General features: G+C 62.0%; 26 protein-coding genes and 1 pseudogene. 9 read left to right on the forward strand and 18 right to left on the reverse strand.

Annotation, left to right across the window (positions count from 1 at the left end):
- Positions 1-132 precede the first annotated feature (132 nt).
- From lipA to GH657_RS14215, 3 genes are all read right to left on the reverse strand, one after another.
- Entirely contained in the window at positions 133-1,128 is a 996-nt protein-coding gene (gene lipA / locus GH657_RS14205; protein ID WP_153101506.1) for a lipoyl synthase, read from the reverse strand.
- Complete coding sequence (gene lipB, locus GH657_RS14210) at positions 1,125-1,853, reverse strand: lipoyl(octanoyl) transferase LipB (protein WP_425495758.1); 729 nt, start codon at positions 1,851-1,853, stop codon at positions 1,125-1,127. Before lipB ends, lipA begins: the two co-directional genes overlap by 4 nt.
- A gap of 262 nt (positions 1,854-2,115) precedes the next feature.
- Complete coding sequence (locus tag GH657_RS14215; protein ID WP_153101508.1) at positions 2,116-2,442, reverse strand: DUF2917 domain-containing protein; 327 nt, start codon at positions 2,440-2,442, stop codon at positions 2,116-2,118.
- A 99-nt stretch (positions 2,443-2,541) separates the two neighbouring features.
- Between GH657_RS14215 and GH657_RS14220 the strand changes: the two genes are divergently transcribed.
- A complete protein-coding gene (locus GH657_RS14220) occupies positions 2,542-3,522 on the forward strand; it encodes a transcriptional regulator GcvA (protein WP_153101509.1) in 981 nt (326 codons plus the stop codon).
- 20 nt (positions 3,523-3,542) lie between these two features.
- On the opposite strand, the gene GH657_RS14225 is transcribed toward GH657_RS14220, so the two are convergent.
- The 9 genes and pseudogenes from GH657_RS14225 to GH657_RS14265 all read right to left on the reverse strand — a co-directional run bounded on the left by GH657_RS14225 (position 3,543) and on the right by GH657_RS14265 (position 11,566).
- The gene (locus GH657_RS14225; protein WP_153101510.1) at positions 3,543-3,803 is read right to left on the reverse strand and encodes a DUF493 family protein; all 261 of its coding nucleotides are present in this window, start codon (positions 3,801-3,803) and stop codon (positions 3,543-3,545) included.
- A 76-nt stretch (positions 3,804-3,879) separates the two neighbouring features.
- Positions 3,880-5,115: a D-alanyl-D-alanine carboxypeptidase family protein gene (locus GH657_RS14230; protein ID WP_174769953.1), complete on the reverse strand. Its 1,236-nt coding sequence runs from the start codon at positions 5,113-5,115 to the stop codon at positions 3,880-3,882.
- A gap of 374 nt (positions 5,116-5,489) precedes the next feature.
- Positions 5,490-6,134: an alpha/beta hydrolase gene (locus tag GH657_RS14235; protein WP_153101512.1), complete on the reverse strand. Its 645-nt coding sequence runs from the start codon at positions 6,132-6,134 to the stop codon at positions 5,490-5,492.
- A gap of 8 nt (positions 6,135-6,142) precedes the next feature.
- Positions 6,143-6,466 (reverse strand): (2Fe-2S) ferredoxin domain-containing protein, encoded by a 324-nt coding sequence (locus tag GH657_RS14240; protein WP_153101513.1) that lies wholly within the window; start codon positions 6,464-6,466, stop codon positions 6,143-6,145.
- A 141-nt stretch (positions 6,467-6,607) separates the two neighbouring features.
- Complete coding sequence (locus GH657_RS14245) at positions 6,608-7,780, reverse strand: VanZ family protein (RefSeq protein WP_174769954.1); 1,173 nt, start codon at positions 7,778-7,780, stop codon at positions 6,608-6,610.
- Positions 7,781-7,800: 20 nt separating this feature from the next.
- Positions 7,801-8,442 carry an ABC-type transport auxiliary lipoprotein family protein gene (locus GH657_RS14250; RefSeq protein WP_153101515.1) on the reverse strand — a complete coding sequence of 214 codons (642 nt, stop codon included), beginning with the start codon at positions 8,440-8,442 and terminating at the stop codon, positions 7,801-7,803.
- 19 nt (positions 8,443-8,461) lie between these two features.
- Entirely contained in the window at positions 8,462-9,439 is a 978-nt protein-coding gene (locus GH657_RS14255) for an MlaD family protein (protein WP_153101516.1), read from the reverse strand.
- Between the two features lie 91 nt (positions 9,440-9,530).
- A pseudogene (locus GH657_RS14260) lies at positions 9,531-10,439 on the reverse strand (ABC transporter ATP-binding protein); the annotation flags it as partial.
- Entirely contained in the window at positions 10,439-11,566 is a 1,128-nt protein-coding gene (locus GH657_RS14265) for an MlaE family ABC transporter permease (protein ID WP_153101518.1), read from the reverse strand. The gene GH657_RS14265 and the pseudogene GH657_RS14260, both read right to left, overlap by 1 nt.
- A 94-nt stretch (positions 11,567-11,660) precedes the next feature.
- On the opposite strand from GH657_RS14265, the gene GH657_RS14270 reads away from it, so the two are divergent.
- The 3 genes from GH657_RS14270 to GH657_RS14280 all read left to right on the forward strand — a co-directional run bounded on the left by GH657_RS14270 (position 11,661) and on the right by GH657_RS14280 (position 13,765).
- Positions 11,661-12,566 carry a biotin--[acetyl-CoA-carboxylase] ligase gene (locus GH657_RS14270; RefSeq protein ID WP_153101519.1) on the forward strand — a complete coding sequence of 302 codons (906 nt, stop codon included), beginning with the start codon at positions 11,661-11,663 and terminating at the stop codon, positions 12,564-12,566.
- Entirely contained in the window at positions 12,563-13,453 is an 891-nt protein-coding gene (locus tag GH657_RS14275; protein WP_153101520.1) for a type III pantothenate kinase, read from the forward strand. The genes GH657_RS14270 and GH657_RS14275 overlap by 4 nt, the downstream gene beginning before the upstream one ends.
- Positions 13,454-13,525: 72 nt before the next feature.
- Positions 13,526-13,765: a hypothetical protein gene (locus tag GH657_RS14280; protein ID WP_153101521.1), complete on the forward strand. Its 240-nt coding sequence runs from the start codon at positions 13,526-13,528 to the stop codon at positions 13,763-13,765.
- A gap of 5 nt (positions 13,766-13,770) precedes the next feature.
- On the opposite strand, the gene rfaE2 is transcribed toward GH657_RS14280, so the two are convergent.
- The 6 genes from rfaE2 to GH657_RS14310 all read right to left on the reverse strand — a co-directional run bounded on the left by rfaE2 (position 13,771) and on the right by GH657_RS14310 (position 18,991).
- Positions 13,771-14,253: a D-glycero-beta-D-manno-heptose 1-phosphate adenylyltransferase gene (gene rfaE2, locus GH657_RS14285; protein WP_153101522.1), complete on the reverse strand. Its 483-nt coding sequence runs from the start codon at positions 14,251-14,253 to the stop codon at positions 13,771-13,773.
- A 204-nt stretch (positions 14,254-14,457) separates the two neighbouring features.
- On the reverse strand, positions 14,458-15,330 hold the full coding sequence (locus tag GH657_RS14290; protein ID WP_153101523.1) for a ferritin family protein: 873 nt from the start codon (positions 15,328-15,330) through the stop codon (positions 14,458-14,460).
- 525 nt (positions 15,331-15,855) lie between these two features.
- Positions 15,856-17,016, reverse strand: a complete 1,161-nt coding sequence (locus GH657_RS14295; RefSeq protein WP_153101524.1) for a patatin-like phospholipase family protein — start codon at positions 17,014-17,016, stop codon at positions 15,856-15,858.
- 52 nt (positions 17,017-17,068) lie between these two features.
- Complete coding sequence (locus tag GH657_RS14300) at positions 17,069-17,767, reverse strand: PhaM family polyhydroxyalkanoate granule multifunctional regulatory protein (RefSeq protein WP_153101525.1); 699 nt, start codon at positions 17,765-17,767, stop codon at positions 17,069-17,071.
- 22 nt (positions 17,768-17,789) lie between these two features.
- Complete coding sequence (locus GH657_RS14305; RefSeq protein WP_153101526.1) at positions 17,790-17,978, reverse strand: hypothetical protein; 189 nt, start codon at positions 17,976-17,978, stop codon at positions 17,790-17,792.
- Positions 17,979-17,998: 20 nt separating this feature from the next.
- Positions 17,999-18,991, reverse strand: a complete 993-nt coding sequence (locus tag GH657_RS14310; protein ID WP_153101527.1) for a fumarylacetoacetate hydrolase family protein — start codon at positions 18,989-18,991, stop codon at positions 17,999-18,001.
- A gap of 198 nt (positions 18,992-19,189) precedes the next feature.
- On the opposite strand from GH657_RS14310, the gene GH657_RS14315 reads away from it, so the two are divergent.
- The 5 genes from GH657_RS14315 to metH all read left to right on the forward strand — a co-directional run bounded on the left by GH657_RS14315 (position 19,190) and on the right by metH (position 26,050).
- Complete coding sequence (locus tag GH657_RS14315; protein WP_246174085.1) at positions 19,190-20,032, forward strand: IclR family transcriptional regulator; 843 nt, start codon at positions 19,190-19,192, stop codon at positions 20,030-20,032.
- A gap of 259 nt (positions 20,033-20,291) precedes the next feature.
- Positions 20,292-21,452 (forward strand): DUF3108 domain-containing protein, encoded by a 1,161-nt coding sequence (locus GH657_RS14320; protein ID WP_246174086.1) that lies wholly within the window; start codon positions 20,292-20,294, stop codon positions 21,450-21,452.
- 254 nt (positions 21,453-21,706) lie between these two features.
- Positions 21,707-21,964, forward strand: a complete 258-nt coding sequence (locus GH657_RS14325; RefSeq protein ID WP_153101530.1) for a BTH_I0359 family protein — start codon at positions 21,707-21,709, stop codon at positions 21,962-21,964.
- Between the two features lie 188 nt (positions 21,965-22,152).
- A complete protein-coding gene (locus GH657_RS14330; protein WP_153101531.1) occupies positions 22,153-23,223 on the forward strand; it encodes a homocysteine S-methyltransferase family protein in 1,071 nt (356 codons plus the stop codon).
- Positions 23,224-23,332: 109 nt separating this feature from the next.
- Positions 23,333-26,050 (forward strand): methionine synthase, encoded by a 2,718-nt coding sequence (metH, locus tag GH657_RS14335; RefSeq protein WP_174769955.1) that lies wholly within the window; start codon positions 23,333-23,335, stop codon positions 26,048-26,050.
- Positions 26,051-26,150: the final 100 nt, after the last annotated feature.

A 26,150-nucleotide genomic window follows, 5' to 3' on the forward strand; every position in this document is an offset into this window, starting at 1 on the left:
AACCTGTGTGGCCCCGCACGCTATCCCGCGCGCCGCCACACACAACAACGCCCCGGACACATGATGCGTGTCCGGGGCGTTGTTACATTGTCTGGTGCAGCGCAGCGCTACGCGGCAGATGCTGCCGTTAGTTCAAACCACGCCTGCGCCATGTGCCTGCAGATCGGCGTGATAACTGGAGCGCACCATCGCGCCTACCGCTGCATGGGTGAAACCCATCTTGTACGCCTCTTCCTCGTACATCCTGAACGTATCGGGATGCACATACGAGCGCACTGGCAAATGATGCTCCGACGGCTGCAAATACTGCCCAATCGTCAGCATATCGACGTTGTGTTCGCGCAGATCGCGCATCACCTGCAAGATTTCTTCTTCGGTTTCACCCAGGCCCACCATCAGCCCCGATTTAGTTGCCACCTCGGGATGCAGCGCCTTGAAATCTTTCAGCAGCTTGAGCGAATGCGCGTAATCCGAGCCAGGGCGCGCTTCCTTGTACAGACGCGGCACGGTTTCGAGATTGTGATTCATCACATCGGGGGGCGCGGCATTCAGGATGCTGATTGCGCGGTCCAGCCGACCGCGGAAATCAGGCGTCAGAATTTCGATGCGGGTTTCGGGAGAATGCTCCCGCACCTGGCGAATGCACTCGACAAAATGCGCCGCGCCACCATCACGCAGATCGTCGCGGTCAACGCTGGTAATCACCACGTATTTCAGCCTGAGCGCGCCAATAGTGCGCGCCAGATTGGCGGGCTCGTCCGCATCGAGCGGGTCCGGGCGGCCATGGCCCACATCGCAAAACGGGCAGCGGCGCGTGCACTTGTCACCCATGATCATGAACGTCGCCGTGCCCTTGCCAAAGCATTCGCCGATATTGGGGCAGCTCGCTTCCTCACAGACCGTATGCAGATTGTGCTCACGCAGGATCTGCTTGATCTCATAGAAACGCGAACTGCCGGTCGCCGCTTTCACCCGAATCCAGTCGGGCTTTTTCAGCTTTTCAATGGGAATGATTTTGATCGGAATGCGTGCGGTTTTGGCTTGTGCTTTTTGCTTCGCGGTGGCGTCGTAAGCGGCGGGAGCGGCGGGAGCGCCTGGGCTTGTGAGAGTCGGAGTAACGTCGGTCATTCGTGGGGTCCAGTCAGGCTGGCGGCGCTAGCCTGGGGTTGGGCGACGGCCACGGAACCGCCGTCGAGGTTGGCAATGAGTCGTGCTGCGAGCGTATGAGCCACGTCGTCCCAGCTAGCGGTGACGCCAAGCGTTGCCATATCGGTGGTTTCGAGCCCGGCATAGCCGCATGGGTTAATCGCCAGGAAAGGCTGCAAATCCATTTGCACGTTCAGGCTGACGCCGTGATAGCTGCATCCGTTGCGGATTTTCAGGCCCAGCGCGCCGATTTTCGCTCCGGCATGCGCGCCTGCCTGCTCGCCCGGTGCGACGTAGATGCCCGGCGCGCCCGCCCGGCGCTCGCCCGCGAGATTATACGCCGCAAGGGTGTCGATCACGGCCTGTTCGATGCGCGTCACGAGTTCGCGCACCATCAGCTTGCGGCGGCGCAAATCAAGCAGCAGGTAGGCGACAAGCTGTCCGGGCCCGTGATAGGTGATTTGCCCACCACGATCCACCTTGACCAGAGGAATGCGGCTATTTGCCGCCAGCAAATGCGCTGGGTCTCCCGCCTGGCCCAGCGTGAAAACCGGAGGATGTTCGACCAGCCAGATTTCATCAGGCGTATCAGGCGTGCGTTGGTCGGTGAACGCGCGCATCGCTGCGAAGCTGGTGACATAAGGCTCGCGGCCCAGCCAGCGCACGCCAGGCGCTGGGGCAGACGCAGACGAGGCCCCAGCGCTCACGGCAGCGTGGGGCGGGGGTGCCGCATGCAGAATAGGAGAAGAATCAGGCAAAGCAACCGGTGCCAGGCGAAAAGTCAAAAAAAATGGCCAACGCAGAAACAGCAAACGCAAGACGCATAGTGGCGCCAGTCTACCGAAAACCGCACCGCCGCGCCGAGGGAGCGCCGGAAAGGCGTGTCACTGCAAGCGCCTGAAAAACCAGAGGCAACATCACGGAACTCGCCTCATTGCTAGCGCCACGCCGCCCCGCATCCAACATCTTTCACACCGTGCGCAAACCACCGCGCCACCTCGCCGTCAGCCGCTCAGCCAGCCAGGCCAGGCCGTGCAGCGCCTTCTCCTCAGACTGCACAGGCAGCGCAAACGACACCTGCGCCTGAGCCGCGCCATCGACGCTCAGCCACAACCGCTCGCCGCGCCGCAAATGCAAAGTGCGTCCCGGCGCAAGCCAGTAATCTTCAACGTCGTCGCTGCGTGTCACCCACACCGCGCCGCCGTGAGGCGTCAGGCTCGTACTGCGCGCCACGCTCATCGGCACGGTTTCGCCCGCCGTGATTTCGAACGTGATGCTAGAAGAAATTTCTCGCATGACCGCCTCCGCCAATAATCGTTTGATGCCTACAATCCTAGGCACTGCAAGCGCTCTGACAAAACGATCAAATTTCACGCTTATGTGAGAAAAACTACGATGGATCTGAGACAACTCCCCGCGCTGAACGCCATCAAGGCATTCGAGGCTGCCGCCCGTCACGAAAGCTTTTCCCGCGCCGCCGACGAGCTCTTCGTCACCCACGGCGCCGTTAGCCATCAGATCCGGGCGCTCGAAGCCGAACTGGGCGTCGTGCTGTTCACCCGCGCGGGCAAGCGCATCCAGCTCACTGAAATAGGGCGCCGTTACGCCTCGCAGGTGCGCGCAGCCTTGATGACGCTCGCGGATGCCACCCGTGAGATTCGCGCCGGAGACCGCGAGCGGCGGCTCGTGGTGTCGATGCTGTCATCGTTCGCCGCGCGCTGGGTCACGCCGCGTATCGGCGGGTTTATCGAAGCCCATCCGCAATGGGATCTGGAGCTGCTGTCAACCAATGCGCTAGCCGATTTTTCCCGTGATGACATTGATGTTGCCATCCGTTTTGGCTTTGGCGTCTACCCCGGCTTGCATGCCGAACTGCTGCTCGAAGAGATTTTCTTTCCGGCCTGTGCGCCAGACTTTAACGGCGGCGCGCTGCCGCAAACGCCCGCTGATCTGGCCCATGTGCCGCTGCTGCGCTCCGACGAGGAATTGTGGCGTCCGTGGTTTGATGCAGCAGGCCTTGGCGACTGGCCAGAACCGAAGCGGGGCGTGCTATATCAGGATTCATCGAACCTGCTACAAGCCGCGATTGATGGCCAGGGCGTCGCGCTTACGCGGCGCTCGCTGGCGATGCATGAAATCGCCGCGGGCCGCCTGGTGCGGCTGTTCGATATCGACGGACCCAGCCCATGGCAGTACTTCTTCATCTGCTCGCCGCAAATGATCCAAACCGGGCGCGTCAAGGCATTCCGGGACTGGGTGTTTGCCGAAGTTGCGCGCTTCAGATTGCTGTTCGAACATGCGTGCGCTGAAAACCAGAGTAGCGCCAGCCTCGCCCAACTCACGCCCGCCCCACCCACCACCCCGCCGCAACGCTAGCGCGCCCCCTCACGGCGGCGCTACAGCACCACCTTCACCATCGGATGCCCGGTCAGGGCCCGGTAAATATCATCGAGATGCTCGCGGTTCAGCGCGCGTACCGTGGCGGTGAGGCCCGTGTAATTACCGCTGCCCGATGGCCGAACTTCCAGCTGCTCGGGCGCAAAACCGTTGTCGAACTGCTGGATCACCGCTGCAATGGCGTCCCTGAACTCAGGATGCGATTTGCCCATCACCTTGATCGGAAAATCGCAGGGAAACTTGAATAAAGATTCATCCACGGGAAAAGTCCTTGATGCCCGGCCGCCGCATATCACGTGCCAGACGAGACACACGACACACGACAGCCATGCTGGCTTACTTCTTTTTGCTGAACATCAGCACGATCGAATCCCACATGCGGCCGGCAACGCCCGCTTGCGGCACGGCTTCGAGTGCGACCACCGGGAACTGCGTGAGCGTCTTGCCATCCACGACGACCTTCGCTGAGCCCACGGCCTGACCATCGGCCAGCGGTGCCAGCAGCGGGCTGGTCAGCACGATTTGCGGCTTGGCCTTGTCGCCCACGCCCTTGGGCACCGTGATGTACTGATCGCGCTTCACCCCCACCTTGAGCGTGTCTTTCGTGCCCTTGTAGACACGCGGGGTTTCGATGACCTGACCCGCCTGATACAGGCGCACCGTGTCATACGCGGTGTAGCCATAGTTCAGCATCTTCATGCTGTCTTGTACCCGGTCGTGCTCCTTGACCTCGCCCATCATCACGGTCACCAGACGGCGTGAGGCATCGGTTGCACCGGGCAGCGGACGCTTGGCCGTAGCGATCAGGCAATAACCCGCTGCTTGCGTATGCCCCGTTTTCAACCCGTCCACGGTTGGATCCAGCCAGAGCAGGCGGTTGCGATTAGGTTGCCGGATCTTGTTGTAGGTGAATTCCTTGACCGAAAAGATGTTGTAGTAGTCGGGAAAATCACGGATCAGGCGCGTCGAGAGCAGCGCCAGATCACCGGCGGTGGTGTAGTGCTGCGGATCGGGCATGCCATTCACATCGGCGAAATGCGTGTGCTTCATGCCGAGACGTTGTGCTTCGGTATTCATCATGTTGACGAACTGGGCTTCGCTGCCGCCCACCAGTTCAGCCAGGGCGATCGCGGCGTCATTGCCCGACTGCACGATCATGCCGTACACCAGGTCATGCACCGTCACCGGCTTGTTCGCTTCGATGAACATGCGGGATTCGTCGTTGCGCACACGGCGAACCGCTTCACTGGGCAAAATGGTTTGCTCCATCGTGATTTTTTTGGCCTGTAGCGCTTCGAACACCAGATACGCTGTCATGAGCTTGGTCAGCGAAGCCGGTTCGACACGCTCATCGGCGTTACCGGATGCCAGCACCTGGTTGGCGGTAGCATCCACCAGCACCCACGAGCGCGCATTGACAGCAGGCGGCGGCACTTGCGCCAGCGCCGTGCTTGCGATGAGCGATGCGGGCAGTAGCAGCGCGAGCGTCATCTTGCGGCGCCAGGCTTGAGGAGCAAAAGATAAAGACGTGGACGGCGAAATCGGTGCAGAACCAGAGAAAGGAAAACGCATAGGATCGAGTCGGGCAGAAATGAGCCGCGCACAGGGCGCGCAGTTTGGAAGAGCCGGTCGGCGAGCATTTCGCACGGGACACCGCGAAACATGATGAAACCCGTGGGTGTCGTGCGAAGCCCATTCGACTTTCGGCCACGCGATCGGTTCGCGCAACACGCTGCGTTGTCACTCGTCACTCGCCACTCGCGTGGGCTTGCAGCGTGAAGGCCTGCTGAACCTGGCCGGATTGAGCCTAAAAATGAGCGCTCATTATACGCACGCGAGATTCGTCGCTGACATGCCAGGCGCCGCTCGCACGTTCCGAAAGTACGCACGAAGCCGGGATCAGGCAAGCGCTAAACAAGCTCAAGGCCCGCGCAAAGCCAGCGGATTTAGTGCCATGCATCCACGATGATGCGCTTGAGCACATGCAGCTTGCGATGCAGAAAATGCTCGGCGCCGGGGATCACCACCACCGGCAACTCCTGTGGCCGCGCCCAGTCGTAGACCGACTGCAGCGGCACGGTTTCATCGGTTTCGCCGTGGATGACGAGGGTGTTCTGCGGCACCGCGGCGACCTCCCAGCGGCTCGCGGCGGTGCCCACCAGCACCATGCGTTCGAGCGCCTGCCCCTCTTCGAGCCAACGCGCGGCGACATGCGACAGCACGAACGTGCCAAACGAAAACCCCGCCAGCACCAGCGGCAACGATGCCAGACCAGGCTGCGCACGCATATGGTCAAGCACGGCACGCAGATCATCGCGCTCACCCAGGCCATTGTCATGCTCGCCTTCGGTCGCCCCCACCCCGCGAAAATTGCTGCGGTACGTCACGTAATTCAGTTGCACCAGCGTGCGTGCCAGCGTCTGCGCCACCTTGTTGTCCATCGTGCCGCCAAAAAGCGGATGCGGATGCGCGACCAGCGCAATGCCGCGCGGCGCGCTCCCATGCTCGCGCAGGCCGTCGGGCAGATCGCAGGCCACTTCGATCTTGCCAACCGGGCCATCGAGCAGGAATTTTTGTGTATGAACGTTCATCGTGTGGCTTACCGGTCGAGCTTCAGACGCTCGACAACCAGGCCGCGCGCCAGATGGGAATCGACGATTTCGTCGATATCGGATTCGTCAATATAGGTGTACCAGGTCCCTTCGGGATACACGACCAGCACCGGGCCTTCCTCGCAACGGTCAAGGCAGCCGGCCTTGTTGATGCGTACCTGACCGGGGCCGGCCAGGCCCCGTTCCTTGACGCGTTTTTTCGCATACTCCTGCATCGCCTGGGCGTTGCAGTTGGCGCAGCTTGGGCGCCCGGCGTCCGCTTCGCGCTGGTTCAGGCAGAAAAAAACGTGATGCTTATAGAAGGAATCCATGGGGTCTTTCGCCATCGAAAATCGGAAAATACAAAACGTCAGGAATGCATCGGAATGCCATCGGAATACATTACGCAGGCAAGGGCCAAGCGCCCCGGCGTGCCGCGAATTATACGAGCGCCATGCCCAGCACGGCCGCGCTTAGCCCTTGCTGCGGCGGCGCGCCAGCCAGTTGCGCTCCGCCGCGAAGGCCAGCCATGCCAGGGCCGCATACGGCCAAACCCACGCCAGCCAGCGCGCCAGCCCATTGAGATGCACATAGCGCCCCTGACGCCAGTCGGCCAGCACGACATCGAAATACGGATTTTGTGGCAACAGGTTCACCAGCAACAGTGCGACGATCAGCGCGAGCGCCGCGCAGACTGCGCGCCACCGCCGCGATAACCGCAGCGCGAGCCACAACGCCAGCGTGCCCCATGCCAGCCCCCAGCGAGCGCCTGGCGTCAGCCATTCGAAGACCAGGCCCGCGCGCGACTGCAAGCCACTCACGCCGAGCTTGAGCAGCAGCGTCAGTGCGATCAGCGCCAGCAACAAGCGCACTTGCGGCGCTCGCGGACGCATCGGCAACGACGCCAGCGCACCCGCCGCAAAAAGGCTCAAGCCTGTGACAAGCGCCTCCCATGTCGCATCGGGCAGCATCGCGCCTAACCTCGCTGGCCACGCCGCGTGCCTCTCCCACGCATGCCACACCGCATCAGGCAGCCCGTTGAGCAACGCGTCCTGCATCGCCGGATCGAAACGCGACCACAGCTCACTCGGCCAGGTGCCCATGCCAAACAGCCAGGGCGTCGGAAAAATCGTCGCTAACGGCCATAACGCCGCAAAACCGAGCAACGCCGTGGCATCGCGCTCGAACCAGGCCAAACGCAAACGCCGCAAGCGACTTCGCTCCAGCAACCCGCTCACGACAGGCGCCGTCAGCACCGCGCCCAGCAGCGTGCCCAGTACATTCGCCACGAGATCGAGATTGGATGCCACGCGCGTGGGCAGCCAGGTTTGCCCCGCTTCCATGACAGCCGACAGCAAGGTACCGAGACCCAACGCCAGCCCAACCGCGCGAGCGCCGCACCAGCGCGGATACAGCGCCAGCACAAGAAGCGCACCGAACGGCATGTAACCGAGCACATTGATGACGATGTCGAAGACGCTCAGATAGTGCGACAGCGGGTTCGTCAAATAATCGAAGAGGCCGATGCCCTGCGAGCGCCAACCCGCAAACGGGTACCACGAGGCATACACAATCAGTGCGGCATACAGCGCCAACGTCTGGCGCGCGAACGCAGAGGGATGGCGCGGCCACAGCGGAGAATTCACGATGCCGATGCTGCAGGCGTTTAGGGCGGCGGCGTAACCGGAGGCGCCGCCTGCGTCTGTGCGCTGACCCAGGCTGAGATCTGCGCAATCAGCTCAGCGCTGGCGGCGCGCAGCGCCCGTGCTCCGCCGGCTGCGTCAGGCGTGCTGGCGGGTGCCTGGGCGATAAACGTGCGCTGGCCCAGGAGCACGCCATGATGCAACAACGTGGCGCGGACGGTCACCGCACCATGGCTTTGCGTATGTCCGTCGAACACCTGCTCGAATTCGTCGAGGCTGATTTTCAGCACCGGCGCCCGCACCCTGTCGCCACCGCTCAGCACCGGCCCATTTGCCGTGAGCGCCATGCGCAAATGCTGCGTCAACAATTGCGCTGGCGGCATGATCCAGTGGCTGTGTGCATAAGCGCCGGTCTGTTGCGCGTCGATATCGCTGAGGCGGTAAACCAGCTTGTCGGAATCGAGCGCATCCGAAGCATCCACATCAAGCACCTTGACTGCAGGCCGCGTGCCCACCACCGAAGGCGGCACGAGCGGCCCAAGGTCGTAGCGCATATTGGAGCCAACGGACGTGCCCGCGCATCCCGCGAGCAACGTCAGCGTGGCCAGCAACGCGGTAACACGCGTGCGCGCGGACAACGGGGGAAATAAAAACGAGAGCGGCATGACGGAATCTTCCCAGAGATCAAGGTGCGTTGGACGGGCGTTCCGGCGCGCCAGCAGGCCAGGTGAAACCGGGCTCGCCCGGGCCGGGTATCGCGCGGGGTGCGCCAAAGAGAACGCTGTTCGGGTTCGCGCTGAAGGTGTCGGCGGCGTGATTGAGCGAACGCGCTGCCGCGCGCACGTCTTGCGCCATGCCATTAAAACGCGGCAGCGTCTCATACCCGACTCGGCCCGACAGATCCTGCAAGGCCGAATCCATCGACGTCAGCGCCACACCGGCTTGCTCCGCCGCGGTTCCAACCTTGTTGAGATTCACGGTGAAAGGGCCATCCGGCCGGTTCAACCCGCTCATGAACTGCCCTGTGCTGGCAAGCGTCTGGTTGAGCTGGTTAAGCGTGGCGGGCAGCTTGCCTGCGGCTGGAGCCATTTGCTGCGTCAACGTGGCCACGCCATCGGCGGCATGTTGCAGGCTTGCCATCGTGGAGAGCAATTGCCGCTGGGAATCATCGGACAGCAGCCGGTCAACATCGCCGGCGACTTTTTCGAGTTTGCTCAACAGCACATCGCCGCGTTTTTGCAACTGGTCGAAAAGCCCTGGATGCAGCGGCAACTGCGCCACCGTCTGCCCGGACGAAAGCAGCGGCGCAGAATCGTGCCCGGTATCGTCCAGTTGCACGAAAGCGATGCCTGTCACACCCTGAAACCCAAGGGTGCCAAACGTGGATTGCGTGATCGGCGTGTTTTTGTCGACCATGATGCGAATCACGATCTGCCCGGGATGCTCGCGGTCAAAACGGATCGATTGCACCTTGCCCACGCCCAGCCCGCGATAACGCACCGCGGCATCGACCGACAGCCCCGTCACATTGGTGCGCGCAATCAGGTCGTAGGGCACGCGCACCGAGCGATCGACGTTGAATAAAAACGCCGCCAGCCCAATGGCCACCAGCAGCGCCACGGTAAACAGCCCCGCCCAGAAGGCATGCGCCTTGTTTTCCATATCAGCTTCCCCGATTCACAGCGGTATGTGGTTTGTCAGATGACGCCCCATCGAACGACGACAAGACCCCATCGAACGACGCCCCAGGCGGCGATTCGAACGTCTCTTCAAACGCCGCAGGCGGCAGCTTGGCCCGGCGCTCCGGCGGCAGCGCCTGCAAGGCACGGCGGCCGCGGCGGCCCAGAAAAAATTCGCGGATAAACGGATGATCGACTGCCGCCGCTTCTTCCACCGGCGCCGCCACCAGGACCCGACGGTCAGCCAGCACCGCAACGCGCGTCGAGAGCGCCACCATCGTGTCGAGGTCATGCGTCACCATCACCACGGTCAGCCCAAGCGCGCGCCGCAACATGCCAATGAGTTCGACAAATTCATCGGAAGCGCGTGGATCGAGCCCCGCGGTAGGCTCATCGAGAAACAGCAGCTCAGGTTCCAGCGCGATAGCCCGGGCGATACCCACCCGCTTGACCATTCCCCCCGACAATGCCGAGGGCATCTTCGACGCGTGTTTGCAGGGCAGCCCGACCATTTGCAGCTTGAGCATGACGATGTCACGCAGCAGGTCTTCCGGCACCCGGCCCAGTTCGCGCAGCGGCTGTGCAATGTTGTCGAAGACGGACAGCGACGAAAACAGCGCGCCCTGCTGAAACAGCATGCCGAGGCGGCTCCGCATCAGGCGTGCGGCGCGAGGGTCGATCGTCAGGGTGTCTTCGCCAAAAACCTTGATCGTGCCCGACGTTTGCTGTTCCAGACCGAGAATCTGTCGCAGCAGCGTGGTTTTGCCCGAGCCCGAACCGCCGACCAGCGTCAGAATCTCGCCGCGCCAGACATCGAGATTCAAATGCTGATGGACCAGGTTACGCCCATAGCGTTTCGTGAGATCGCGGACTTCGATCACGGCCTGCCGCGCACCCTGCGACGGCTGCTGCGACGATGACGGCGGCGATGACGGCGACGATGACGGCGGCGATGGGACCGTGGTAGCGGACGGCGTCGACATCAGATCCCCACGCTCTGGAACATGATCGCAAAGACCGCGTCGGCCAGAATCACCACGGTGATCGACGTCACCACCGAGGCGGTCGTGCCATCGCCGAGGCTTTGTGAATTCGCCTTGATGCGAAAACCAAAATGACAGCCGACGATCGCAATCAGCATGCCGAACACCACCCCTTTGCCAAGTCCAATCCACAGGTTCGCAATGGGCACGACGTTGGGCAGCGAGCGGGCGAAATACGTCATGTCGATGCCCAGCACGATCTTCGCGGCCAGTGCGCCACCGGTCAGGGCAATGATGTTGGTCCACATCACCAGCAAGGGCATCGCCACCCCGAGCGCCACGACACGCGGCAAGATCAGGCGCAAACCATGCGGAATGCCCATCACGCGCATGGCATCGAGCTCTTCGGTCACGCGCATCACGCCGATTTGAGCGGTAATCGCCGAACCCGAGCGCCCTGCCACCAGGATCGCCGACAGCACAGGCCCCAGTTCGCGGATCACCGCGAGCCCGAGGATATTCACGATGAACTGGTTGGCGCCGAACAGCCGCAACTGTTGCGCGGATAAATAACTCAGCACGATACCGATCAGAAACGCGACCAGCGCGGTGATCGGCAGCGCTTTCGCGCCCGCGTTATAGATGTTGGCGGAGATTTCGGTCCAAGGTGTGGTTTTGGGATGCCGCAGAATTGACAGAAAATCCAGCACGACACGGCCGAGCATCGTCAGGCCACCCGACAAATTCTCGGCAAAGGAAAAAATACCCAGCCCGAGGCGAGTGATGGGATCAATGCGCGGAACCGGCTCGGGCGCGGTACGGGTCGTATCGAGCAGCGCAATCCGGCTGAAGATGTCGCGCTGGGTCTCGGTGAGCGCGATGCCGGCAGGAAGCTGACGCCCCCAGACACGCCACAGCGCCTGGCCGCCCACGTAATCCATGCGCTCGACACGCGATAAATCCCACTGATGAACCGTTTGCGGCGTCAGGTCACGCAAGCGCAGCACGATGCCGCCTCGGGCACGGTCGTGTGCCAGCGCTAGCGTGGTCCACTGGCCAGATAGCCGGACAATCTTGCCTTGGTTGTCTGCGGCGATATCGAGGCCGGGCGGAGTGTCGTAGTTCAAGGATCGCGGGATTCAGTTATAGGAACAGGGGCCATTGTAACGAAGCTATGTCTGAAACGACTGGCCAACATGCCCTATGGCTACAATACGCGGCATGAATGCCCCCACCGCCCCCCACCATGCAGCCCATACGGACGATTGGCGCATCGACCGCGACCGCGCCGTCGCCCTGTTTGGCCCTGCCGCACACCATTGGCCTGTCGAAATCGTCGAGGAAACCGGCTCGACCAATGCCGACCTGATGGCGCGCATGAAAGCGCTGCCACGCCGCGCCAGCGCGCTGCCACGGCCCATTGTGCGCGTCGCCTATCTGCAAACAGCAGGCCGGGGCCGCCGGGGGCGCGCCTGGTATGCTGAGCCGGGCAATGCGCTGCTGTTTTCGGTGGCCTGCGTGCTACCCCGGCCACTCGAAAACCTCGCGGGGCTCAGTCTCGCCGTGGGCGTGGCGCTGGTGGACGGGCTACGCTCACTGCCCCTCACCGCCCCCGGGCAAATCGCGCTGAAATGGCCCAATGACGTACTGCTGGAAGGCGACAAGCTCGCGGGCATTCTGATCGAAACCGCGTGGAGCACGGCTAGCGCCAGTGCGGTGGTCATCGGCATCGGCACGAATGTGAAAGGCGGCGAGCAACTGGCAGCCAAGGTCAGCGCCTTCAATAGCGGCGAGCGAACGCCTGGCACGACGCCGACGACGCTCTCGCGCGCCCTGCCCTCAGCCAATCTCACCGATACGCTCGCCGCTGAACTCAATGCGCTTGAGGCCGCCTTGCAACGTTTTGGACAAGCGGGTTTCGCACCGTTCCAGCCGCGCTGGAATGCCTGTCATGCCTATGCGGGCCGCGAAGTCGTGTTGCTGGAGCAAGGTATCGAAGTGGCACGCGGCGTGGCCGCTGGCGTGGATGCGCGCGGGCAACTGCTGCTCGACACCGCCACCGGCCGCGAAACAATTGCGACAGGCGATGTCTCGCTGCGCCTCGCCACGGACGGCGGTGCCCCATGAGCGCGAGCGCGCCCTTCTTGCTGATTGACGCGGGCAATAGCCGCGTCAAGTGGGCGCTAGCACAGGCCGACGGAACCGTGGCACAGACCGGCGCTTTCACCCATGCTCCGGATCCGGGTGCACATACCGCGGCCGAAGCGACCCAATCGACCCAATCGGCCGAAGCCGCAGCATCTTTGGCGGCTAGCATCGCCGCCTGGCGGCAACTGCCCCGGCCAGGCAGCGTATGGCTGTCGAATGTTGCAGGTGCGGCCGTCGCGCAGCGTCTCACCGCCCTGCTCAACGCACACTGGCCCGGCCTGCCTTGCACCACCATCCGCGCGCAGGCGCATCAATGCGGCGTCACTAACGGTTACACCACGCCTTCCACGCTAGGCAGCGACCGCTGGGCCGGGTTGATTGGCGCTCACGCGGCCTTTCCTGGCGAAGCGCTTTTGCTTGCAACCCTGGGCACCGCCACCACGCTCGAAGCCTTGCGCGCGGATGGCAGTTTCATCGGCGGACTGATTGCGCCGGGCTGGTCGCTCATGATGCGCTCGCTCGGCGAACACACAGCCCAGTTACCCACGCTCGACGCCCAGGCCGCGCGTGGCCTGCTGGCGCACAGTCCGCAACATGGCCCGTGGTTTGCCAGCGATACCCGGCATTCGGTGTCAGCGGGCTGCGCGCTGGCGCAAGCCAGTTTGATCGAACGCATGTGGCATGACCTGAGCGATACGTGGCAAACCCCCGTGCGTCTGGTACTCGGCGGCGGCGCCGCCGATGAGGTCAGCACGATGTTGCAAGTGCCGCACACGCGTCATGACACACTGGTGCTGTCGGGCCTCGCACGAATCGCCGCCGCCAGCCTTTGCCCGGCGTCCGGCGCGTTTGCCGCGCCGCTGTGAGCGGCATGCACGGCCCGAACGCCCTGACGCTACGCTGTTTATGTTTTTACTTTTTCGATGGAGTTTTCAACCATGCTGCGCTGGCTGATTGCTATCTTGCTACTCGCTAACCTGGGCGCCTTCGCTGCCGTGCGTGGCACATTTGGCCCACTGCCTTCGGCCAGCCCGCATGAAGCGCATTACCTGAACCGGCAGTTACATCCTGAATGGCTCAAGGTGCGCCCCATCACCGCCGCTGAAGCCGCCGATCAGGTCGTGATTGGCAGCCCCATGCCCGAAGCGCCGGTCGCGGCCTCAGCGCTCATGCCGTGAAAATCTCAACCGTGCGCCCGGACTTTTTTTAGCAGCGCGGTTGTCGAGCGCTCGTGCTCGAACGGAATCGCCAGCGCCCGCCCCCCCCAACCACGCACCCGCGCGGCTTCAGGCAGCACATCCATGTCGTAATCCCCGCCCTTGACCAGCACATCGGGATGTAATGCCTCGATCAGCGCCAGTGGCGTCGGTTCATCGAAGCGCACAACCCAATCGCTACTTTCCAGTGCCGCCAGCAACGCCATGCGGTCCGCTTCGTGATTGATGGGCCGGTCATCGCCCTTACCCAGCAGCCGCACCGAGGCATCGCTATTCACGCCGATGATCAGGCACGCGCCCAGCGCTTTCGCCGCCGCCAGATAGGTGACGTGGCCACGATGCAGGATATCGAACACTCCATTGGTAAATACCACCGGCCCGGCCAGGGTGGAACGGCGTTGTGTGAGCGCCTCGCGCGTCGTCAGCTTGCGCTCGAAAATGGCAGACATGGATCAGTACCCAGAAATAAAAGATTCACAGGAACGGGATAACTCAACGGGATAAATCAACGGGATAAATCAAGTGGCCCCCGCAACGACAACGGCCCAGCATGCACATGCATGCTGGGCCGTTGATCTGCGTTTGAGCGCCGCGCGGGCCACCTCGCGCACATGAACAACGCACATAAGCCAAGCCGGCGAGCGGGCCGGCCTTTACACCGGTTGCTGCGCGGCAGCCTGTTCAGTTTGCAAACGCTGGACCACTTCCTTGCGATAGCGGTTCAACTCTTGGGCGGTATTGAACGTGCGTTCGAACAGCACCGACAGGTTGTGCAAGATGCGCTCCACGACTTTCTTTTCCCAACTGTCGTCGAAGCGGATTTGCTCGTCGAGCCAGCGTTCGAGCCACTCCGGGTCCGGCAAGCGCGACTGAACTGTGTCGCGCGGAAAAAGCGCCTGATTGACGTGCAGATTGGTTGGATGAAGCGGTTTGTCCGTCCGCCGGGCCGAGGCCATCAACACACCGATCTTGGCAAATGCCGCCCGTGCGACATCGCCGCTTTGCGCCATCGCCTTTTTCATGTAGCGCAAATACGCGCCACCATGACGGGCTTCATCGCGGGAGATGGTTTCGTAGATTTGCTTGATGACCGGCTCGGTGTGCCATTCGGCAGCGCGGCGATACCAGTGGTTCAAGCGGATTTCGCCACAGAAATGCAGCATCAGGGTTTCGAGCGGTGGCGCCGGATCGAACTCGAAGCGCACCGCATGCAGTTCTTCCTCACTGGGCATCATTTCTGGCTTGAAGCGGCACAGATACTCCATCAGCACCAGCGAGTGTTTTTGCTCTTCAAAAAACCACACGCTCATGAACGCCGAGAAATCGCTGTCGTGATGGTTATCGCGCAGAAACATTTCAGTGGCGGGTAACGCGGCCCATTCGGTGATCGCGTTCATCTTGATGGTGGCGGCCTGCTCGTCGGTGAGCAGCGTGGGATCGAATGTGCTCCAGGGAATGTCTTTTTCCATGTCCCAGCGAACCGATTCGAGTGATTTGTAAAGCTCTGGATAAAGCATGGTGTTCATCGTCCCACCCCCTGTTTCTGCGCGTTCGTTACTACGGCTGGTTATCTGTGATTGAGACTGCGGTAATGGCTTGATCAGTGCGAAGGCCCGAGCGTTACCCCAAATCCTGGATTTTACGCGGGTATCAGGAGCCCAATGCTATCGGTCGTGCATCATTTGCACCCGCTGCGGCAAAGGGATGGAGGCCCCGGCACATGCTGCGCAACCAGGCCAAACCGGAAGAAAGAAATGCCTGACAGCTTGTGAACCTTTATGTCATTACTTTTGTGCAAGCTGAAAGCGCGTCATGGCAGCGGGCATCCACTGCCAGCCGCGGGCCTGAAAAAAAAACGGCAAAAAAGATCGGCAAAAGCTTTCACGATGGTAACACGAGGCCCTCGCCTCCCAGGATAGCCAAAATGCCGCAGGCATTAGCCAGCCCCTGGTTACGAAAAAACTGAAAATCCACCGGAAAATACGCAAAGTCCTGCTCAGAATAACGAACGATGCACGAGATGTCGTTTAAGCCGGGGCAGCCGGGGCCATTTAGCCCATTGCCTCAGGCGGTTTAACCCAGCGCGCAATCGCCTCGCTTTGAGCCAGCACATCGCGCCGCCCCAGTTCAATCAGTTCGCATGTGAATTCGCGCTCGAACAGCAAATAGCTCGCAAACGAAGCCCCCGACGCACGGTTCCCCCCCACTGCACCCAGCAGCCCGCGCACGGTGCGCGGCAAGCATTTGAGGTAACGCGCGGCGATCAGCTCGATACGTTCGCTGGGCGCAATCGCCAGCACCTCGATCTGACGCCAGCCGCTCTCCGGCGCAACCGCCAGCGGCAGATGCCGCACCATGCGGTTCACGTGCTCAACGCGTTCGATATCCGCGCCAAGCGAATCGAGAAACACACTCGCCAGCACCTGCTGCCCAATCTGCGCGAGCGATGGATAGCCGTTCTCATGCCCGGCTGGCGGCACTTCCGGGCGCGGTGCCGCCGCCCCAAGCACAAGAATGCGTTGCGCCCCAAAGTGAATCGCTGGACTCAGCGGCGCAATCTGGCGGATCGAGCCATCGCCGAAATATTCGTGATGTCCATCGAGTTCGAGCCGCACCGCCGGAAACACATACGGAATCGCGGCCGACGCCAGCAAATGCTCAGGCGTAAGCGCCACCATTCGCGCGGAACGCTGCGCACGCCGCCAGGCGTGAATCGGCTCGCTAGCCTGATAAAACGTCAGATGCTGGCCCGATGAGTAACTCAGCGCAGTCACCGAAAGCGCATGCAGCATGCGCTGTTCAAGCATCTGCTCGATGCGGTGAAAACTGAGCGCCTCACGCAACAGATGCGCGAGCGGCGTGGAATCGAACAAGCCGCGCGGAGACTGATGCGCGGCCCAGCCCACGGTCATGGCCGCGAGCCAGCGCGCCCCGGCCAGCATCACGCCAGGCCAGTCGGTCCGATACACATGATGGGCGCGCATCCCGGACCAGACGTCCACCAGACGCGCAGCGCCGCGCGTGAAATCGTCAGCATGGCTCGCCATGGAAGTTGCATTGATCGCCCCGGCGGACGTGCCGCATATCACGCTGAACGGCGAGGCCCGGCGTGCGGGCGCGACGGTGCGAGCGATTTCGGCGAGCGCTTGCAGCGCGCCCACCTGATAAGCGGCACGCGCACCGCCCCCCATGAGCACTAGCGCGAGACGCATGCCGGCAACACCAACATCAGGTCCAACGCTTTAGCCGCTGCTTGCTGGGCGCTCATCGCGTGCGAGGCGACGGTGTTTTTTTCGACGGTGTTTTTTTTGCTGCCGTCTTTTTCGCCGCGCCACTGCGTGCAGCCGTAGAGCGGGTTGAAGGTCGAGCGGTGGAAGCTGTCGTGGAAGCCGCAGATTTGGCAGATTTCGCGGCCGATGCGGCCGGCTCAGCAGATGCCGCAGGTTCAGCCGCGTCCGGCTGGGCCATGGCGAATTGCGCGATCTGGTTGAACTGCGCTTGCAGCATATTCCACCAGCCCGAAGGATCAACCGCCCCGGCGCCCGCGGCATGCGACGCGGCATCGGCTGCCTCTGCGCCATCGGCTGCGGCTGAAGTAAAAGCAGAAGCCGAAGCCGCAGCGTCGGCCTGCGGCTGAGCCGCTGCCCCCTGCGCAAAAGCGCCAAACGCGCGCAACGTGGCCAGCGTCGCACGCTGAACCTCCATCGCCTGAATCGCCGACTGCAACATATTCAGGTTCAGCTTGAGCCATTGCTCGACGGCACGCATATCGGTGATCCGGCGTTCGAGTTCCTCGACATTCGTGAGTTGCGCCATCATGCCAGGGAAATCAGCAGGCGCCGCGCCAGAAAGCCCCGGTGCGAGCGGCATCAGGCCCCAGAGCTGCTCAAGCATCCCGCCCGGCGGAACGCCCTGGAAGCCCGGAAAAAAGAATGGGAAAGCAGAACCAGGTGTATCGGGCATGCGGATCTCCTCGCAACAAAAATCAAAAAAAGGAACGCTGACGATAGCAAGCCGTGGCGCGACGTAGCAAGGTAACGACCTGACGACAGAACGACATAACGACGGCTGTCATCCAGACAATATGGACAGCGTCAGCGAGATCAAAAACAGCCGCAGCGGTGTCGGTGTCGGTATCGGTATCGGTATCAGCCAGGCGAATTCGTCCGATCATACCGTGCACCAGCGGCGCTATCAGGCTGCCGAATCAGGCGGCGCGACAGATTGTTCAATCGCACCGAAAAGCGATTTGCCCGCTTCATCGAGCATTTCAATTTTGACGGTATCGCCATACTGCATAAACGCGGTTTTCGGCGCGCCATGTTCGATGGTTTCGAGGCAGCGTTTTTCCGCGATGCAGCAGTAGCCGCGTTTAGGGTCCTTGTTCGATATCGTGCCTGAGCCGACGATCGTTCCTGCGCGCAGGTTACGCGTCTTCGCCGCATGCGCGATCAACTGGCCGAAATGGAACACCATGTCGCTGCCCGCATCCGGCTGTCCGACCTTCTTCCCGTTCCAGTGCACCAGCATCGGCCGATGCAGGCGGCCTTCGCGCCAGTGCGCGCCGAGCTCATCCGGGGTGATGGCGAGCGGGGCAAAGGCGGTCGCGGGCTTGCTCTGAAAAAACCCAAAACCCTTGGCCAGTTCCGCCGGAATCAGGTTGCGCAGCGACACATCATTGACCAGTGTCAGCAAGCGCACGCTGTTCAGCGCCTGGTCGGGTGTCGTGCCCATCGGCACATCCGCGGTCAGCACCGCGACCTCCGCTTCGAAATCAATGCCAAACGCCTCGGACGCGCACACGATGTCATCTTTGGGGCCAATGAAATCATCGCTGCCGCCCTGGTACATCAGCGGATCGCTCCAGAACGTTTCGGGCATCTCAGCGCCGCGGGCGCGCCGCACCAGTTCGACATGGTTCACATACGACGAGCCATCCGCCCACTGATAGGCACGGGGCAACGGCGCCATGCACTGGCCAGCATCGAACGCAAAAGTATGGCGGGCGCGCCCCTGATTCAGCGCGTCATACACCTCTTGCAATTGCGGGGCGTAAAACGGCCAGTCGTCGAGCGCGCGCTGTAACGTCGCCACAATCGCGTCGGCCAGCGCCGCCGTTTGCAAGTCGCGGGACACAACCATCAACTGGCCGTCGCGCGTGCCGTCTTTCAGGGTCGCTAGTTTCATAAGACAAAAAATAGGAGGAGGGGGAGGAAGTGACGCTCGAAGGAATCTATTCTACGATGGTGAATTCGTCGGCTGGCGCCGCCGTCCTGGTCTACTCCTCCGTTTCGTCCCTCTCTTCCATTGGTCTACCCAACGCTTTCGCTCATGCCTTCCTCCTCGCACACGCGCCGCGCCCTCCGTACTGACATAACCACTGACATGGCAAACCTCGCCGAGGCCTGCGCGCACGAACACGATGCGAGCGAAGAAAAACTTCGCTCAGGGGTTCAGTCCATCGAAGTGGGCTTCCGGCTGCTTGAGGTGCTAACCCACGAACCACGCGCCATGATGCTGCGCGATCTCGCGCAACGCGCACAAATGAGCCCGGCCAAAGCCCACCGTTACCTGGTGAGCTTTGCGCGGCTTGGCGTAGTCGCACAAGACCCGCTCTCCGGCCGCTACGAACTAGGCGGCTTCGCCTTGCAGCTTGGGCTGGCGCGGCTGGCGCGCGTGGATGGCGTCAAACTCGCGCGCCAGGCGCTCGCCGTCTTGCATGAGCAACGGGATCTGACCGTGGGCATTGCCGTGTGGGGCAATCAGGGGCCGACCGTGGTGCACTGGATCGAATCGAGCTATCCGGCCAAGGCTTCGCTCAAGCTCGGCGATGTCATGCCGCTATTGAGTTCCGCGACGGGTCTGCTGTTCGCCGCTTATTTACCGCGCAGCAAAACCGCACCGATGCTTGAGCGCGAACTGGCACAACAGCGCGAACCCCCTCCCGCGCATGCCACGCCGGGCCTGCCCCGGACCCAGGACGACATCGAACGCCTGCTCGCAGAGGTCCGCACGCACGGCGCCGCACGGGTTGAAGGCCGGTTGCTGCCCGGTATTAACGCGTTCTGCGTGCCCGTGTTCGATGCGGCAGGCAACCTCGCGCTTGGGCTGATTGCGCTAGGCCGCGAAAGCGCATTCGAGATTCACTGGGAAAGCGAAGCCCGAGCGGCATTAAATGAGTGCGCCCAGCGGCTGTCTTATGAATTGGGTTTTAGTGCAAAGGTTTAATGCAGCGGACAAGGTTGCCATGCTGGACTCGACGAAGCACTGATTTCACGCTCAAGACAACCGCGACCACGGCATCGGGAAAACACGCCCGGTAAAATACCCCGCTCGCAGCCATCCGGTCTTGCACGGCGCGGAATGATCGAGGCAGTCCTGGCAATCCACGATTTCGCTCGGCCATTCCTCTCACCCTCTCAATCCGATGCCGTCTTCGCCTCCATCCCGTCTTGCCAAGCCGACCGCCGAGGCCGGAGCCAGGGCAGTGAAACGCTCTCCGCGACGTGTTGGCCGCTGGATTGCCACGCTCGTTGCCGTGCTGTGCCTGCATGGAATAGCCGGGCTATGGATCGGACACAGCCGTATCCGGTTTGAGCCGCCTGAAGCCCCTCCGCCCGTACAAATCGCACTACTCAAACCGGAGCGCATCGAACGCAAGCCTGTTTCCCCTACGTCGCCAGCTTCGCCCTCCGTGCCTTTGCCAGCCCCGGAGCGAACGCCAGGCCGAACGCGTGGCGAGCCCGCGCTCAAGGCGGCGCGACCCCGGTCCACCCCCGTCACGCGCACCGAAACGCCCACTTCAACCGCGAACGAAAGCGCCCCCAACGTAGCCCACGAGGCCTCCGGCCCGGCTGGTTCAACCGGTTCAAGCGGCCTGAACGGCACCGGCGATGCCAGCAAAGACGCCACGACCCCGGGCCCCCAGGCGCAGAGCGGCGTGAAATTCTCCGTGCCGCCATCGGGCGATCTGGAATACGACTCGTACTACAACGGCATGCGCAACCCGTCTGGCACGATCCGCTGGCACAGCGACGGCCACACCTACACGCTTGCCATCGCTATTCCGCTGCCCTTCGTCGGCACTTATCGCTATTCCAGCCATGGCCAAATCGATGCCTTTGGCCTCGCGCCTGAGCAATACATCGAACAGCGCGGCCGAAGTGCGGAAAATGTCACGATCTTCAACCGCGACGAGCGGCAAATCGTTTTCACCCGCACGCCCATGCGGCTAGCACTGCCCGAAGGCGCGCAGGACCGTTTCAGCATGCTGATGCAACTGGCGGGCCTCGTGCGCGGCAACCCCGATGCCTACGTGCCCGGTGTCACGCGCGAATTCTTCGTGACAGATAGCAACAGTGGCGAAACCTGGCCCATCCAGACAATCGGCGACGAAACCGTTCACACCGCCGAAGGCCTCATCAGTGCCCGTCACTTCCGACGATTACCGCGCCGCGCGGGCGACACCCGGCGCATTGACATCTGGCTCGCGCCCTCCCTCGGCTGGCTGCCCGCCCGGCTGATGCAAACCGAACCCAACGGCGCGGAAATCGAGCTTGTGTGGCGCGGCCAACGCCCGCCGGGCAGCGCGCGTACCCCTTCCGGCCCAACGCCGGCTGCGCCTGAAAACCTGTACAGCAAGCCCTAAAACCCCGGCAGCGCACATTGACACTCGCACGCTGTTGCGTATTTCAGTTCATACTGCCGCCAGCGCATTCCGCGCTAACCTCAGCCTCACCAGCCTGCTTCGCTTTGTCGCACGACCTGAAACGTTCGAAAAAAGGGGCCGTTTTTATTTTTGCGTCCACGTCCAGTAGACGCCCCCTTGAATTCCATTTCATTCGCTCCATTTATGGCGCTGTACGGCCAGGAGCCCACGAATACAGGAACAGGAGTGACGCCATGCAAATGATCTACAACAGCCAGAACTACTGCGTTGTCGAATTTCCCCCGCAAGACGGGCACTTCGCCATGAGGTCTGGCGGTTACGAGATCGTCGATAAAAACATGCAACGCGAAATCTATATTGATGGCGTAATGGCCGCCAGTTTCCGTGAGCATGTGCAAAGGCTCATCGCAGAAGAGCCCTCGCTCGATGAGGTCGACGAGTTTCTCGGCCAGTTCGACAGCCTGATGACCCAGCCTGTGATTTCTCACTGATCCCGGTTCAGCCTTTCTTGTTTTTTATTCAGCACCCCGGTGCGCCCAACCCCCGCCAGGCAAAGCCTGGCGGGGGTTTTTACTGTTCACGCAATTAATTTCCCATCATTGCCCGCATTCAGGCAAAGCACTGCTCCGACTACAATAACGAACTTTCCCGAACCAGCCGCCCTCCCGCCCGACTCGCCATGAACCAGCCCGCTCGCCCCGCCGCTTCCGCCCCCAGCGCTCGCGCTTACACACGGGGGGCCGCGCTCCCCAGGCTGCTCGAGTCACGCATCCTGATACTCGATGGTGCGATGGGCACGATGATCCAGCGCTACAAGCTCGACGAAGCCCGCTACCGCGGCGCACGCTTCCAGGATTACGGCCGCGATATCAAAGGCAACAACGAACTGTTATCGCTCACGCAACCGCAGATCATCGGCGAAATCCACGAGCAATATCTCGCGGCCGGCGCGGACATCATCGAAACCAACACGTTTGGCGCGACCACCGTGGCCCAGGCCGACTACGGCATGGAAAACCTTGCCATCGAGATGAATCTCGAATCCGCCAGGCTGGCGCGCGCCGCGTGCGACAAATATTCGACGCCCGACAAGCCACGCTTCGTCGCAGGCGCAATCGGCCCCACACCGAAAACCGCCAGCATCTCACCCGACGTCAACGATCCAGGCGCGCGCAACGTCACCTTCGACGAACTCCGCACCTCGTATTACGAACAGGCGCAAGCGCTGCTCGATGGCGGCGCGGACCTGTTTCTGGTCGAAACGATTTTCGACACGCTCAACGCCAAAGCCGCACTGTTCGCCCTTGATGAGCTTTTCGAAAACACCGGCGAGCGCCTCCCCATCATGATTTCCGGCACGGTCACCGACGCTTCGGGGCGTATTCTCTCGGGCCAAACCGTCGAAGCCTTCTGGAATTCGCTGCGGCACGCCAAGCCCCTGACCTTCGGCCTGAACTGCGCTCTGGGCGCAGCGCTCATGCGTCCGTACATCGCCGAGCTGGCGCGTCTGTGCGACACCTATGTGTCGTGCTATCCGAATGCGGGCCTGCCCAATCCGATGAGCGACACCGGCTTCGACGAGCTGCCCGCCGACACCTCCGGCCTGCTGCGGGAGTTCGCTCAGGCGGGCCTCGTGAACCTCGCAGGCGGCTGCTGCGGCACCACTCCAGAACACATCGCGGCCATTGCCAAGGCACTCGCCGAGATCAAGCCGCGCCAGTGGCCAGGCCAGTACCGCGATGCCGCCTGACGCACGGCTCGCACGCTGAGCGCCGCGTCTTCTCCCAAGCCGCTCCTTGCCCCTATTGCCCCTATTGCTCCTATTCCCCCGCTTTCACAGCCAGCCTTAGCACACTGCCATGACCGATCACACCATGCGCCTCTCCGGGCTCGAACCCTTCAACGTCTCGCCTGGTACGCTTTTCATCAACGTCGGCGAACGCACCAATGTGACCGGCTCGAAGGCCTTCGCCCGCATGATTCTCAACGGCCAGTTCGACGAGGCGCTCGCGGTAGCGCGCCACCAGGTCGAAAACGGCGCGCAGGTGATCGACGTCAACATGGACGAAGCCATGCTCGATTCAAAGGCCGCCATGGAGCGCTTCATGAACCTGATCGCGTCCGAGCCCGATATCGCTCGCGTGCCGGTCATGATCGATTCGTCGAAGTGGGAAGTGATCGAAGCCGGTCTGAAATGCGTGCAAGGCAAAGCGATCGTCAATTCGATCTCGCTCAAGGAAGGGGAGGCCGCCTTCCGCCATCACGCGAACCTGATCCGCCGTTATGGCGCGGCCGCCGTGGTGATGGCCTTCGATGAGCAGGGCCAGGCCGACACTTTCGCGCGCAAGACAGAGATCTGCCAGCGCTCCTATGATTTTCTGGTCAATGAAGTGGGGTTTCCGCCAGAAGACATCGTGTTCGATCCGAATATTTTCGCCATCGCCACCGGCATCGAGGAACACAACAATTACGCGGTCGATTTCATCAATGCCACGCGCTGGATCAAGCAAAACCTGCCGTATGCGAAGGTGAGCGGCGGGGTGTCGAACGTCTCGTTCTCGTTTCGTGGCAACGACCCGGTGCGCGAGGCAATTCACACCGTGTTCCTGTATCACGCGATCCAGGCAGGCATGGACATGGGCATCGTCAACGCGGGCCAGCTAGGCGTGTATGCCGATCTCGACCCTGAGCTGCGCGAGCGCGTCGAGGATGTCGTGCTAAACCGCCGTGCCGATGGCACCGACCGTCTGCTCGAAATCGCCGACCGCTTCAAAACCGGCGCGGCAAAAAAAGAAGAAAACCTCGAATGGCGCAACCAGCCCGTTGAAAAACGTCTGGCCCATGCGATGGTGCACGGCATCACGAACTTCATCGTCGAAGACACCGAAGAAGCCCGCGCGCAGATCGCCGCCACAGGCGGGCGGCCCATCAACGTGATCGAAGGGCCGTTGATGGATGGCATGAACATCGTGGGCGACCTGTTTGGTCAGGGCAAGATGTTCCTGCCGCAGGTGGTCAAATCGGCGCGTGTGATGAAGCAGGCCGTCGCTCATCTGATTCCGTTCATCGAAGAAGAAAAGCAGCGCCTTGCCGCCGCCGGCAGCGACGTGCGCGCCAAAGGCAAGATCGTGATCGCCACCGTCAAGGGCGATGTGCACGATATCGGCAAGAACATCGTTACAGTGGTCCTGCAGTGCAATAACTTCGAAGTGGTCAACATGGGCGTGATGGTGCCGTGCGCCGACATCCTGGCCAAAGCCCGCGCTGAAGGCGCGGACATCATCGGGCTATCCGGGCTGATTACGCCCAGCCTCGAAGAAATGTCATACGTCGCCGCGGAAATGCAGCGCGACGATTATTTCCGCGAGAAAAAAACACCGCTGCTGATTGGCGGCGCGACCACCTCGCGGGTGCATACCGCCGTCAAGATCGCGCCGCATTACGACGGGCCCGTGGTGTACGTGCCGGATGCTTCGCGCTCGGTATCGGTAGCGTCGAGCCTGCTATCAGACGACGGCGCGACGAAGTATCTGGACGAACTGAAAACCGATTACGAGCGCATCCGCGAGCAGCACGCCAACAAAAAAGCCCAGCCGATGGTGACACTGGCCGAAGCCCGGGCCAATAAAACACCGCTCGACTGGAACGCCTGGCAACCGGTCAAGCCCAAGTTCATTGGACGGCGCGTATTCAAGAATTTCGATCTGGCGGAGCTGGCGCAATACATCGACTGGGCGCCGTTTTTCCAGACGTGGGATCTGGCCGGGCCTTATCCGGCGATTCTCACCGATGAGATCGTCGGCGAATCCGCCCGGCGCGTGTTTGCCGACGGCAAGGCGATGCTGGCGCGGCTGATCCAGGGGCGCTGGCTCACGGCCAATGGCGTGATTGCGCTGCTGCCCGCGAACACCGTCAATGACGACGACATCGAGATTTACACCGACGAATCGCGCACCGAGGTGGCGCTCACCTGGCGCAACCTGCGCCAGCAAAGCGTGCGGCCGGTGGTCGATGGCGTGAAGCGGCCCAACCGCTCGCTGGCGGATTTCATCGCGCCGAAAACCTCCGGGCTAGCGGACTATATTGGCCTGTTCGCGGTCACGGCAGGCCTCGGTGTTGAAGCAAAAGAAAAGCAGTTCGAAAAAGATCACGACGATTACAGCGCCATCATGTTCAAGGCGCTCGCGGACCGTTTGGCTGAAGCCTTCGCCGAAGCGATGCATGCGCGCGTGCGGCGCGACCTGTGGGGCTACGCCAGCCAGGAAACGCTCACCAACGACGACCTGATCGCCGAAAAATACCAGGGCATCCGGCCTGCTCCAGGCTATCCCGCATGCCCCGATCATCTGGTGAAGCAGGCGATGTTCGATGTGCTGCAAGCCAGCGAGATCGGCATGAGCGTGACCGAATCGCTGGCGATGCTACCCGCCGCGAGCGTCTCCGGTTTTTATCTGGCGCATCCGGATAGCACGTATTTTTCGGTCGGCAAAATTGCGCAGGATCAACTGGATGATTACGCCCAGCGCATGGGGCTCTCGCAAGCCGAGGCCAAACGGGCGCTGGCGCCTTTGCTGTGAGGCTGAGTTCCATCGCCGCATCATGAGACGGCGCGGGGACCTCCACGAACCTGTTGCACAAGCGTTCCGCCCAAAAAAACACCCCAGGAGCCAGACCGAT

The organism is Paraburkholderia hayleyella, assembly GCF_009455685.1.
GTDB lineage: Bacteria > Pseudomonadota > Gammaproteobacteria > Burkholderiales > Burkholderiaceae > Paraburkholderia > Paraburkholderia hayleyella.